General features: G+C 55.5%; 8 protein-coding genes and 2 pseudogenes. 7 read left to right on the top strand and 3 right to left on the bottom strand.

Features of this window, described 5'->3' with window-relative positions; translation table 11 throughout:
* The first annotated feature begins 66 nt into the window (after window positions 1-66).
* Window positions 67-2337, top strand: coding sequence for a TonB-dependent receptor domain-containing protein (locus FOE74_RS12055; RefSeq protein WP_149098877.1), 2271 nt, complete (start codon window positions 67-69; stop codon window positions 2335-2337).
* An 841-nt stretch (window positions 2338-3178) separates the two neighbouring features.
* On the opposite strand, the pseudogene FOE74_RS21715 reads toward FOE74_RS12055, so the two are convergent.
* The 3 genes and pseudogenes from FOE74_RS21715 to FOE74_RS12045 all read right to left on the bottom strand — a co-directional run.
* Window positions 3179-4516: pseudogene (locus tag FOE74_RS21715) on the bottom strand (M16 family metallopeptidase); the annotation flags it as partial.
* Window positions 4517-4966: 450 nt separating this feature from the next.
* Window positions 4967-6160 (bottom strand): annotated as a pseudogene (locus tag FOE74_RS21710) (M16 family metallopeptidase); the annotation flags it as partial.
* 287 nt (window positions 6161-6447) lie between these two features.
* Window positions 6448-8013, bottom strand: a complete 1566-nt coding sequence (locus FOE74_RS12045) for a serine hydrolase (RefSeq protein ID WP_149098875.1) — start codon at window positions 8011-8013, stop codon at window positions 6448-6450.
* A gap of 190 nt (window positions 8014-8203) precedes the next feature.
* On the opposite strand from FOE74_RS12045, the gene ruvX reads away from it, so the two are divergent.
* From ruvX to FOE74_RS12015, 6 genes are all read left to right on the top strand, one after another.
* Window positions 8204-8623 (top strand): Holliday junction resolvase RuvX, encoded by a 420-nt coding sequence (ruvX, locus tag FOE74_RS12040; RefSeq protein ID WP_149098874.1) that lies wholly within the window; start codon window positions 8204-8206, stop codon window positions 8621-8623.
* Window positions 8620-9186: a peptide deformylase gene (gene def / locus FOE74_RS12035; RefSeq protein WP_149098873.1), complete on the top strand. Its 567-nt coding sequence runs from the start codon at window positions 8620-8622 to the stop codon at window positions 9184-9186. The genes ruvX and def overlap by 4 nt, the downstream gene beginning before the upstream one ends.
* Before the next feature lie 484 nt (window positions 9187-9670).
* Entirely contained in the window at window positions 9671-10183 is a 513-nt protein-coding gene (locus tag FOE74_RS12030; protein WP_149098872.1) for a hypothetical protein, read from the top strand.
* 142 nt (window positions 10184-10325) lie between these two features.
* The gene (locus tag FOE74_RS12025; RefSeq protein WP_149098871.1) at window positions 10326-11282 is read left to right on the top strand and encodes a zinc dependent phospholipase C family protein; all 957 of its coding nucleotides are present in this window, start codon (window positions 10326-10328) and stop codon (window positions 11280-11282) included.
* 116 nt (window positions 11283-11398) lie between these two features.
* Window positions 11399-12115: a hypothetical protein gene (locus tag FOE74_RS12020; protein ID WP_149098870.1), complete on the top strand. Its 717-nt coding sequence runs from the start codon at window positions 11399-11401 to the stop codon at window positions 12113-12115.
* Between the two features lie 146 nt (window positions 12116-12261).
* Window positions 12262-13005 (top strand): hypothetical protein, encoded by a 744-nt coding sequence (locus FOE74_RS12015; RefSeq protein WP_149098869.1) that lies wholly within the window; start codon window positions 12262-12264, stop codon window positions 13003-13005.
* Window positions 13006-13014: the final 9 nt, after the last annotated feature.

The following is a 13014-nucleotide window of genomic DNA, read 5'->3' as shown; positions in this document are numbered from 1 at the left end:
CTTTGGCAGCAAGGCGCCTCCTGCTCTGGACCTCGGGACCGCAGCCTCTACTCAGACTTATTGTTCATGAAATACCTGTTCACCTTCCTGCTCTCTCTCAGTTTCCTGCCTCTTTTTGCGCAAGTCACCATAAACGGGCGCGTGCTGGATGCCCGTACCCAGCAGCCGCTGGAAGGCGCCACGGTGAGTGAAGCCGTGACCAGAATCCAGGCAGTCACTGATGCCTCTGGTCAGTTCAGGCTGGTGCTGTCCTCGCGGGCTGATACCTTGCTGGTGCAGCGTGTGACCCACCGGTTGCAGAAACTGGTGGTGCCCCAAGGCAGAAAGCCGCTGGTCATTCTATTAGAACCGTTGGCAGTGGATTTGCAGGAAGTGGTGGTGAAAGGTTATGAAACCCGCCGGCCTTTATTGCAAACCGCCGGGTCAATGGCCGTGCTGGAAAAGCGGGATCTGGAACGTTTCAGTGAAACCACGCTGGTGCCGGCCCTCAACACCATACCGGGAGTGCGCATGGAAGAGCGGGCCACCGGCAGTTACCGGCTTTCCATCAGGGGCAGTAGCCTGCGCGCGCCGTTTGGGGTGCGCAACGTGAAGGTGTACCTCAATGAGGTGCCGCTGGTGGAAGCCAATAGCACTCTGCCCCTCAACCTGCTGGATGCCGCCACTATTGGCTCCGTGGAAGTCATCAAAGGTCCGGCGGGCAGTACGTACGGCGCGGGTACCGGTGGCACGGTGCTCCTGGAGACGGTTCGTCCGGCCCCGGGTGAGACCAGTGTCTCGGTCGGAGGGGTGGTGGGTTCCTTCGGGTTACGCCGAGCCTTTGTTTCTGCCGCCGTGGGTTCTGAGAAGTCTAATTTTCTGGTGCGTTATGACCGGCAGGAACTGGAGGGCTACCGCGAGCAAAGCGCCCTGGACCGAAAAACCCTGCTAGTGTCTGGGCAGCTGAACCCCTCAGAAAAACAGACGTTCTCGTTTCACGGTTATTATTCAGATCTGTACTATGAACTGCCTGGGGCGCTTACCCGCACGCAGTTTGCGCAGAACCCCCGCGCCGCCCGGCAGCTGAACAAAGATCAGAAAGCTTCTATTGACCTCAATGCCCTTAACCTGGGGCTGGCGCACACCTATCGGTTCAATGAAGCCTGGAGCAATACCACGTCGGTGTTCGGGGTTTTCAGCTTCTTTGACAACCCGTTCCCTACTGATTACGAGCGCAACACAAACCAAGCCCTGGGCGGGAGAACCCGCACCACGTACCGCACCGCCATCATTGGTCAGCCTACCCGGTTCACGCTGGGCGCGGAAGGCTACCGCAGTTTCATGAACTCGCGCCACTACCAGAACGTGAAAGGCCAAACGGATACGCTCCGCTATGATGATGAGATTGTCCAGCAACAAGGGTTCGTGTTCGGGCAGACCGAGGTGGATTTGCCGGCCAATTTCATCTTGACGCTGGGCGCCAGCCTTAACTCAGTGCAGTACCAGTTGACCCGCGTGTTTGATGCGGCCATCTCTAGTTCCGTGCCCACCCAGCGCCGGAACCTGAACCCGCAGTTCTCGCCGCGCGTGGGACTGGTGAAGGTCATTACGCCGCACCTCTCGGTGCATGCCAGCTGGAGCACCGGCTTCTCACCGCCCACTGACGCGGAGATCCGGCCCTCCACCGGTTCGTTCAACACCACCCTGCAACCAGAGAAAGGCCGCAACTATGAGGTAGGCATCCGGGGGAATTCCGCTAACCGCCGCCTCACCTATGACGTGGTAAGTTTCCGGTTCAGGCTGAAGGAAACCATTGTGGTGCGCACCAATGCCCAGGACCAGGACGAGTTCCTGAACGCCGGCGCCACCTGGCAACAGGGCGCGGAAGCCGCCGTAGGCTATGACCTGGTGCAGGCGCCCGCCAAAAACCTGCGGCAGGTACGCCTCTGGAGCACCTATGCCTTCAGCTATTTCCGGTTCCAGGACTACGTGTCAGGCGACAACGACTACTCGGGTAACCGGCTCACCGGAACGCCTGCCCACGTGCTCACCCTGGGGCTAGACGCTTCAACCAAACCCGGCTTTTACCTCCACGCCACCGCCAACTATACCTCAGACATCCCCCTGAATGATGCCAACACCGTGTACGCCCCGGAGTACTACATCTTTGGCGGCCGAACAGGTTTTAGGCGCACGTTGCTGGGCAGTTGGAGGCTTGATCTGTACGCGGGCGTAGACAATGCCTCTGACCGGGACTACAGCCTGGGCAATGACCTCAATGGTTTCGGGGGGCGTTATTTCCAGGCGGCGCCAGGCCGGAATTATTATGGCGGCGTGCAGGTGAAGAAGAGCTTTTAGCCTGTTTTCTGAAAAGCGGGTCTAATACAACTTGGAGCTTATAGGCAGATTTGCTTCTATCGCCTTTATTGTTCTTGGCAATATCTCCTCTGGGGCTTTCGCCCCACTGAAGTTGCAAACTACAGGTCATGGTAGGTCCAAGTCACAGACTTGAACCAGGGGAAAAAGTTGTTTAGGGAGAAGTCTGTAGAAAAGAGACAGGACGGTACAGGCGCAGACCCTCGTAGGACCTCCGGACACTACGAGGTCTTTGGAGTGGACGATTATTGCAGTTTGACCCTGAATCTACCTCTCCCGGAAGAGAGATATGTCTCTGCAGAAGATAGCAATGCGTGGGAGACAAGGCGGTGCCGTTGTCTCTACAGAGGGTTCGTCACCACCACCTTTGATAACTTTCCCTTGTTCCAGTCTTCCCGGCGAGCGCCTCGCTTTTGGCCCTAGAAAAGCAGCAGCTAAGAGAGATAGACAGTTCAGGCCGAAAGGGCAGTGCGAGAGGGGAAGACGGGTCTCGCGGCCGTGAGCGCACGAAGGGTTGCCATGCAAATACCCAGCATAAGGGCCTCGTTAAAGGCAGCCGCTACGCCAGCAACGGCATAAGGCGTGCACGTGCCACAGCAGTGCTTATGGCGAAATATGGCCGGGAAACGCACCATAGCCTATTATTTCTCAGAAGGAAGCCTGTTGGAAGAAGTCAACATCAGATTAATCCTGAAGTACAGAAGTAAACTAAGACTATCCCTTCAACCTTTTGCCATTAATAAAAAAAGGCGTTCCCGGGTTCTTTCCCCGAAAACGCCTTTAAAATGGGCTTACTTTAGTCAAGCAAACCGGTAAGATCAGCTTAGAAGACGCGGCCTTGCACTTTGGCTTTGCGGCCTTTTTTCACCGGCTCTTCTTTCTTTACTTCCGGGGTAGCCGGAGCATCGGCTTTCGCCAATACCACGCTTCCTTCTGTATCCAGTTCTACCACGTCATAGCCCAGTTTCTCCAGGCCTGGCTTGATGGAGGCCTTGTCGCCCACCAGCATGATGCTCATGTTATCTACCGGCAGATACTTCTTGGCCAGGGCGTTGATCTCCTCCTTGGTGATGTTCTGCAGGATCTCGTTCTGCTTGGCCACGTAGTCAGGCGTCAGGTTGTAGCGCAGCATGTTGTTCAGGAACGCGGCTTTCTGGAACGAAGTCTCGTAGCGGCGGGCGTCCGCTTGCCCGATGGCTTTCTTCATGAAGGCCAGTTCAGCATCAGTGATGCCTTCTTCCCGGAAGCGCTTGATCTCTTTCATGAACTCCACCACGGAGGCATCAGAAGCATTGGCACGTACGCCAGCCATAGCGGTGAATGGACCAGCTTCCTCTGTGCCGTTGAAGCCGGAACGAGCGCCGTAGGTGTAGCCTTTGTCTTCGCGCAGGTTCAGGTTGATGCGGCTGTTGAAAGCACCACCCAATACATAGTTCATCAGGCCGGCTTTGTAGTATTCGCCGGTGGCGTCATACGGAAGTGCCATGTACCCGATTCTGATCTCAGACTGGGCCGCTTTCTCTTTGTCTACGATGAAGATCTTGGTCTTGTCAATGCTGGCAGCTTTGAGGTTAGACGGCATGTTCACCGGTTTAGGCGCCCACTTGTTCAGGAACGCCAGCTTGGACATGATCTGCTTCTGGTCAGTGTCACCTACCACTACCAGGTTGGTCACGCTAGGCGAGAAGTAGTTCGCGTAGAATTTCTTCACGTCATCCAGGGAAATGTTTTCCACGGTTTTCACGGTGCCCTCTACCGGGATTGCCTGGATGTGACCCTCGCCGTACAGCATTTTGTAGTACACATTGTCAGCGACCACGGTAGGCTGGGTGCTTTGGTTTTTGATGGCTTCCAGACGTTGCTTTTTGAGGCGCTCAAACTCCGCGGCGTCAAAACGAGGACGGAACATGCGCTCTTCCAGCAAAGCCAGGGTGGCATCCAGGTTTTTCACCTGAGACTGTACAGAAACGGTCATGCTTTCTTCGCCACTTCTGAAACCAATGGAAGAACCCAGTTTCTCCAACTCCGTGGTGATTTCCTCTGCGGTGTATTTCTGCGAAGACTCATTCAACATAGAAGCTGTCAAAGAAGCAATACCCGCTTTGGACGGATCGTGCGCTTCCAGTTTGTGGCCACCCTGCAGCGTGAACAGCAAGGTCACGGTAGGTACTTCGTCGCTCTTGGCGCCGATTACCTTGATCCCATTGGCCAGGCTTTCTTTCCAGAACGGAGGCACGGTGATGGTTGGAACGGCACCCGCTGCCGGGCGTTTGCTGCGGTCAAAGGTGTCTTTGGCTTTCACGTATTTCAGGCCAGAGTACTGGTCTGCGGGGGCTTTGTAGCCGCTTGGATCTGCTTTAAAGTTATCGGCTTTCGCGATCAGCTCAGATTTGCCCTTGGGCACCACGCTCAGGATCACGGCTTTTTTGCCTTTCACATATTGGTTGTACACGCGTTGCACATCGGCTTTGGTTACCGCGTTTACCGCCTGTCTTTCCTTTACAAGATAGTTGGCATTACCAGTCATAAACTGGTTGGCCGCCAGGGTAGACGTCTTCCCAGAAACGCTGGATAGTCTGTTGATGATGCTGGCCTCATAAGAAGCTTTGTAACGGGCAATGTCCTCATCGGTCACGCCTTTTTTCTCGAACTCGGCAATGGCATCGCGCAGTTGCTTCTCCGCATCAGCTAAGTTCTGGGTAGGCAGCACACGGGCAGAAAGCGTGAATTCACCGGCCAGTTCAGAAGTGGAATGGTACGCACCGGCCTGGTTGGCCTTCTGCGTTTTCACCATGTTCTGGTAAATGATAGACGTTTTGCCACCACCAATGATGTTGGAAAGCACATCCAACGCCGGCTCATCTGGGTGATTGGCAGGCACGGTAGGCAACGTCATCTGCACCAGCGGGAAACGTACGTTGTCTTCATAGGAAATGTAACGGTCCTGGGCTAATACCGGAGCGGGCAGCTTCTGGTTCTTCACCTCGGGGCCGCGCTGGATAGAGCCGAAGTACTTCTCCGCTAGTTTCACCACCTGGGCCGGGGTTACGTCGCCACCCACGGTTAAGGTAGCGTTGTTAGGACCGTACCAGCGCAGGAAGAAGTTTTTCAGGTCATCTACGTTTACCCGGTTCAGGTCTTCAATGTACCCGATGGTGGTCCAGGAGTAAGGGTGGCCATACGGATAAAGGGCCGCGCTCATTTTCTCATAAGACAGGCCGTATGGGGCGTTGTCTACGCGTTGGCCACGCTCGTTCTTCACGGTCTCGCGCTGCACCTCAAATTTCTGCTGCGTCACTGCATCCAGCAGGAAGCCCATGCGGTCAGCCTCCAGCCAAAGGGCCGTCTCTAACTGGTTAGAGGGAACGGTCTCAAAGTAGTTCGTTCTATCGCGGTTGGTGGTCCCGTTCAGGGTTCCGCCAGCCTCAGAGACAATCTTGAAGTGCTCCTCGTCGGCTACGTTATCAGAGCCCTGGAACATCATGTGCTCAAAGAAGTGCGCAAATCCTGACTTACCCACCTCTTCACGACCGGAACCTACGTGGTAGGTCACGTCTACGTGTACGATGGGGTCAGAATGGTCTTCGTGCACAATCACGGTCAAGCCATTGGGCAGCACGTATTTCTCGTAAGGGATCACCAACTCGCCGCTCTTGCGGGTCACTTTCTCTATCAGTTTGGTTTGGCCTGACTGAGATTTAGCAGTGGTGGTGGTTTTCTTGGCCGGGGCCGATTTTGTCTGGGCTTGCGCCTGGGTTAGCAGGGCGGCGGCCAGCAAGATGGCCAGGGTGCTCTTTTTTGACATGTATAGTTTGTATAAGTTAGTAAAGGGTGCGTTTTAAGAATAAAGATCTGAATCCATCACACAACGCTGGAAGGGAAAAAGTTCATGGTGTGCAGGTAAGTTCCAGTTTTGTCCATGAAAAGCCCAAAAATACCAGCAGTCGGAGAGGGAGCCAAAGCTTTAGTCGGGAAAGGGGAGAGATTATTACAGGGGCTGCCGTTTTAGGACCCTTTTTATGAAGGAGGCCAAAAAATGGGTTGCCTGCAGAGCAACCCCCTTACTTGAAATAACATACAAGTCTGGTTCTATTAGTTTACCCGGCTGAATTCCAGTTCTGAGAAATGGAAATCTGGGTTATTGGCATCTAGCCGAAGCTCCTGGATAGTACCCTCTGGGCCGGGCAGGAAACGCGCCCTGGTGGGCGTGAGCAGCGCGAAGTTGTTTTTCCAGGCCAGGTCAAAGATGTCGGGTTTCCAGAGGGAGAGCTCGCCGCCCAGGGCAGGAGCCGCCGCCAGGCTCAAAACCAGCTTGCCATTCTGCACCGCCACCGTGGCGTTGCCATACACCGGGCTGTGGTAGGTGCCGGCGTAGTCATTTAAGTTGCGCGTGAGTTTACCTTTGGCGGCTTTTCCCTTGGCCGCATCGGTCGGAGCGGCTTTCTGTGCCTCGCGGGCTTTGGCGGCCAAGTCCAGGCTGAACCGGCTCCAGTCGCGGCCGTTCTGGATGCCCAGGAACTGGTCTATGGTGTAGTTGGCGATGGGTGCCATGATGCTGCTCATGCTGTTGGTCAGGATCACAATGCCCAGGTTCTCTTCGGGCACCAGCACGGTGCGGCTGTTCATGCCTTCATGGCCACCGCCGTGCACCACTATCTTCTTGCCCTGGTAATCATTGAGCATCCAACCCAGCCCGGCCCCGGTGAAGTGGACGGTAGGGTTGAGGGCCGAAGCCTGCGGGGCAATGGGGGTAGGGTTGTGCAGGGTCCACATGGTGTGCGAGGCGGCCTCAGAAAACAGGCGCTTGCCCTGGTAGGTGCCTCGGTTCAGTTGCAGCTTGAGCCATTTGGCGTGTTGGGTGGCGCTGGTGAAGATACCGGCGGCCGGGTTCCAGTTGTCCCAGGCGGTGAGGACGGTGGGCACGGGCTTGCCGGCATCTGTAGTGGGATTGCCATGCGGCGAGGCCACATTCTCCACGCCTTTGAGTTGGTGCACCGAAGTATAGGAACGGGTCATGCCCAGGGGCTGGAAAATACGCTCCTGAATGAACTGCTCCCAGGTTTTCCCGCTCACGGCCGCCACCACTTCGCCCGCGGCGATGAACATCAGGTTAGAGTAGCCATACCCGCCCCGGAACGGGTAGGAAGGTTTGAGGTACTTGGCCCGCTCCAGAATCTCCTTGCGGCTGTAGGTGGTATTGTACCAGAGCAAATCCCCCGAGAAGGTCTGCAAGCCCACGCGGTGGCTGAGCAGGTCTCTGATGTTGAGGTGCTGGGTTACGTACGGGTCATAGAGTTGCAGGTACGGCAGGTAGTTGGTCACGGGGTCGTCCCAGCGCAGCTTGCCTTCGTCTACCAGCATGGCCAGGGCGGCGGCGGTGTAGGCCTTGGTGTTGGAGGCAATCCCGAAGACGGTGTTAGCATCCACGGCACCGCCTTTCTGCAAATCGCGTACGCCGTAGCCTTTGGCGAAGACCACCGAGTCGTTTTTCACAATGGCAATGGCCATGCCCGGCACATTCCAGTCTTTGAGCGCCTGCTGGTAGTAGGCGTCTAATTTCTGAAGGTCCGCTTGGGCAAAAACAGGGAGGGAAAGGCTCCACAAGAGCAGAGCCAGAAAAGTGAGCCGGACAGACCGGGCAGAAGCTGGAAAAGACATGGGTGAGGGTTTCGTTTTATCCCCCAAGGTACGAAAAAGTGCAGTGGTAGAAAAGAGGCAACCGGGGCAGAGCGCCTGCTTTTCAGAATAATGCGTTACCTTTGCGGTGCTGCTGCGGCGCCCTAAGGCAACGCAGCGGGCCAAACCGTTTCCGGGCCAGTTTCCCGGAACCAACGTAAAAACAAACCAAATGGGGCGCATACTGGCCATAGATTACGGGGTAAAACGGGTAGGCCTGGCCGTGACCGACCCCTTGCAGATCATCGCCTCTGGGCTGGACACGGTGCACAGCCAGGATGTGCTGGCCTTTCTGGCCAGGTATTTCCAGCAGGAACCCGTAGACGAGATCATTGTGGGCATGCCCAAGCACCTGGACAGCTCAGACACCAACAACACCCAGCACGTGGTGGGGTTTGTGCGCAAGCTGCAAAAGCAGTTCCCAGACAAGAAAGTGATCACCCATGATGAACGGTTTACCTCCCGCATGGCGTTCCAGACTATGATAGACATGGGCATCAGCAAGAAAGCCCGCGCTGACAAAGCCACCGTGGACAAGATCAGCGCCACCATTATTTTGCAGAGTTATTTAGAGAGCAGACAATACTTATGATTTATCCTATAGTTGCCTACGGCGATCCGGTGCTGCGCACCAAAGCCCAAGACATTCCCCTGGACTCCCCAGAGCTGGAAAAGCTCATTGAAGACATGTATGAAACCATGTACCACGCGCACGGCGTAGGCCTGGCGGCTCCCCAGATAGGAAAGAGCATCCGGCTGTTCGTGATTGACTCCAAACCGTTCATGGAAGAGGGCCAGGAAGAAAAGGGTGTGAAGCAGGCCTTCATCAACCCGGTCATCCTGGAAGAGTCGGGTGAGGAATGGGGCTTTGACGAAGGCTGCCTGAGCATCCCCGGCGTGCGCGAGGAAGTATGGCGCCAGGAGAACATCAAGATCCGGTACTATGACCTGCAGGGTCAGGAGCATATTGAGGAATTTGATGACCTCACCGCCCGCGTGATCCAGCACGAGTACGACCATATTGAAGGCATCCTCTTCACCGACCACCTGTCAGCGTTGAAGAAGCGCCTCTTGAAAGGCAAACTCACCAAAATCACCAAAGGCGACGTGGACGCTGATTACCGCATGAAGTTCCCCGGTTCGGGAAAGCGGTAATTCGCTTTTAGCGTACTTTTTAAACCTCACAGGTCTGCCAGACCTGTGAGGTTTTCTGTTTTAGGGCTGTTTTGGGAAAAAGAGGCGCCGAAAGGGTGGTTGGGTAGACGCTCGTAGGACCTTCGGACACTACGAGGTCTTTGGCGTACTGAGGAGGATTCTGGGTTGAGTATTCCTATGGTGGGGATGTTACTTCCATGCCTTTCTCAATACATATCAATTATCTGCTAAAAAGGGACAGGAGTAACTTACGCGCCATATTTTAAAATGACTCTATGGATGTTCCTTTGACCAAACTTGAGGCGCAGGGCAGCAGCCTTTTACTTAAGGTATTTGTTGACACGAGAGCTAAATCCACTTTTCGCTTATAGATAATGTCCTCTGGAGGAGGTAGGAAGCCTCTGGCTTGTTTGCACAATTCTTCTTTTAATTGTAATAATAAAACTGTATCTTCCTGTCAAGCAGTACTTAACAGAAAGATGGTATGAAGCAGCTCTTCCTATATCCGTTTTTTGCGTTGCTCTCTTTCACCGCCCTAGGGCAGAGCCTGAGCCTGAGTCAACTCCTGAAGCTGCAGAGTATGGGCAAGCAGGAGATAGGCGCCTTTCTGGGAGAAAAAGGGTGGGTGGCCAAATCTGATGCGGCGCCCGCTGAGGCCAAGCTGGGCAAAGCTGTCTGGGCCTTCAACCCGGAGGGCGAGGGCGCCGATGCCTGGTGCATTCTCTATTATAGTGACACCAACCCCAACCGCATCCTGTACAACACCCAGGGTGGGCCTGCCTTTGACAAGATCAGAAGACATGTGAAGCAGCGGCACATGGCAGTACTGGAGGAAGGGGAGCAGATAGAAGGCCTTGATTTCGTGGACGCCTACACAGATTACGCCGATGACCAATACGTGGCGCGCCTCTATGATTACAAGCAGATCAACTACTACGGCATCAAGATCTTCACCAAAGAAGATTACCAGAAGGCTAAGAAAACCGCCCGGCTCTAGGGCTTCAGTCGCCCCATTCCTGTCGGGGGTACCGTACGGAAGGCTTCTTTGTTCTGCCGCCGGGTTCCCTTTTGCGGCCGTTCTTCTGAAAACAGCCTTCAAACGCCCAACTCTGGCTTGTATCTTCTTCGTATAGAGAGCTATGCGAAAAAGGTGGCTGTTTCTGTTGCTCTTTCTGGGAATAGGGCGTGGGGCTTTGGCCTGGGGGTTCTACGCGCACCAGCGCATTAACCGGCAGGCCGTCTTCACTTTGCCCGCAGAGATGATAGGCCTCTACAAGCAGCATCTGCCTTACCTCATGGAGCAGGCCGTGGCCCCAGACAAACGGCGCTATGCCGTGCCAGAGGAAGGCGCCCGCCATTTCATTGACCTGGACGCCTACGGCGACAGCGCCGCCCACAAACTGCCCCGCTCCTGGGCTGAAGCCATCCAACAGATTTCCCCGGACACCCTGCAACGGCACGGTATTGTGCCCTGGCACATCAGTTTGGTGCAGTACCAGCTTACCCAGGCCTTCAAGGAGCATGACCTGCAGCGCCTCTTGCGCCTTTCGGCGGAACTGGGCCATTACGTAGCCGATGCCTGCGTTCCCTTGCATACCACCCGCAACTACAACGGCCAGTTCACCGGGCAGCGCGGCATCCATGGGTTGTGGGAAAGCCGCTTGCCGGAACTTTGGAGCCAGGAATATGATTTCTTTCTGGGAGCGCCGCAGTACCTACCGCGGCCGGGCCAAACTGCCTGGCAGATCGTGGCACGGTCCCATGCCGCCCTGGATTCTGTCTTTTCCGTGGAAAAGCAACTTTCCCAGACTTTGCCAGAAGACAAGAAGTACAGCCTGGAAGAGCGCGGGGCTACCACGGTGAAAGTGTATTCCCGCGCGTTCAGCCAGGCCTACCACCGGGGGCTCCACGGGCAGGTAGAGCGCCAAATGCGGCTGGCGGTCCATTTGGTGGCCAGTTACTGGTTCACGGCCTGGGTAGATGCCGGGCAACCCGACCTCCGGAACCTGGCCCCGCTTACCCCGGAGCAACGCCAACAGCTGGACTTGGAGAAAACCCAGTACCAAACCGGCGAACATGACACACGCGAACCATAGCCTGCTCCGTTCAAGGAGTGTTTTGTGGAAAACATCCCTTAAGCGCATCGCGTGAAGGAGAAGGCCGCCGGTGGGCGGTGAGCAGGAGAGGAAACTTGTAAGCAGAAGACCCGGCCATGAAATCCCATAAACTTGACGTATTCCTGATTTCCCTGGGATTGGCCACGCTGGTGGTGCAACGGTTTTTCCTGCCTCCTGTGAAAAAAGAGGCGGAAAAGGGCCAGACCGTCCAGTTGATAGCCTCTGCCCCGGCAAAACCTAAATCTGCCCCGGTACGTCCACAGGTAGTGCGGGAGCCAGAGTGGCCGCTCACCTTTCCCGCTAATTCAAAATACCAGGAACTTGCGCCACCGCGCGGCGTGCGGCCCAACCCTTTCCGGGAGGTGCAACGCATCGCCCAGGCCAATGGGCAGGTAAGCGATTACGCCGGCAAAGACACCGATATGCGGCTGCTGTTGGCGGCCCATGCCGGCAAAGACTATCTGTTCGTGTTGCAACAGCAGGCGGCCAATGAAATGCTGCGGCGCGAGATCTTCCCGCATTACTACGCAGACCCCACCCACCCGCGCATGCTGGAGGCTCTTGCTTTCTACACTGAGCAGCTACTAGAGGCCAGGTCTGAAGATGCCAAGCTGATGTACATGTGCCTGCGGGCGCTGAAAGATCATTGGCCCTCCAGCAAGGTGGCGCAGGTAGCTTTGGCTACGGCCAGGAGGGTAGAGGCCCGCCAGATGCGGTTTGCCCAGGATACAACCACCGTGACCGGACACTACCGGCAAGTGTATGCCCGGGAGCTGAAGAAAATGGGCAATAGGTTGAAAAACAGGTCATAAGTGGATAATCCTGTGGATAAGCAGGTGTATAGCAAAGTGGATAAAACGTTGATAAAGAATCTATTTCAATTGTTTCAAGTAACTGACTTAAAGCATTACTTTAGGAGCGAGGGGCAGGATATGGGGCGGAAAGTATAACTAGAAGCATGTCTTTATTTCTTGAATCAATGACCTATTCTTTCTCCAGGCGCGCCCTATTGGTGCTTGTCTGTTTCAGTGCGCTCTCCCTGTCTTCCTGTGAGAAGATGCTCCGCGACATGGCTTCCAAGACCTCCCAGACACAGGCATCCTCAGCAGATTCAGCGGCCGTGGCTTCCGCTTCTGACACGGCTGCGGTTCCCCAGCCCAAAGAGCCGGAATTTGAGATCACCTATCCTAAGGGATCAAAATATGTGGGGCTCACGCCGCCGGCCGGCATGAAATCAAACCCCTTCGAGGAAATTCCCGCCATTGCGGAAACCCACAAAGGCAAAGCCAACTGGGCCGACAAGCACGCGGACATCAAAGGCGTATTGCTGCAGAACGCCCGGAAAGACTACCTGTTTGTGCTGCAGCAGCAGGGTGCCAATGAGATGCTGCGCCATGAGCTGTTCCCGCACTATTACCAGGACATGGGCAATACATCGGTCCTCAACACCATTGGCTTTTACACCGAGCAACTGATGGAGGCCAAGTCAGAGGATTCTGAGCTGATTTACAAGTGCCTGCGCGCCCTCAAAGACTACTGGTCTGAAAAGCAGATTGCCGCGGTAGCGCTGGCCACTGCCCAGCGGGTGCAGGCCCGGCCCATTGCCTCGGCCGCAGATACCACCACCCGCAACGGAAGCTACCGGCAGGTTTACGCCCGGGAGCTGAAGAAAATGGCGAATCGGCTTGCTAAAGGTTCCTGAAACGGTTCA

The organism is Rufibacter glacialis, assembly GCF_008271745.1.
Lineage (GTDB): Bacteria > Bacteroidota > Bacteroidia > Cytophagales > Hymenobacteraceae > Nibribacter > Nibribacter glacialis.
Note: the sequence above shows the minus strand (reverse complement) of the source record. Positions and strands in the feature narration are given on the sequence as shown.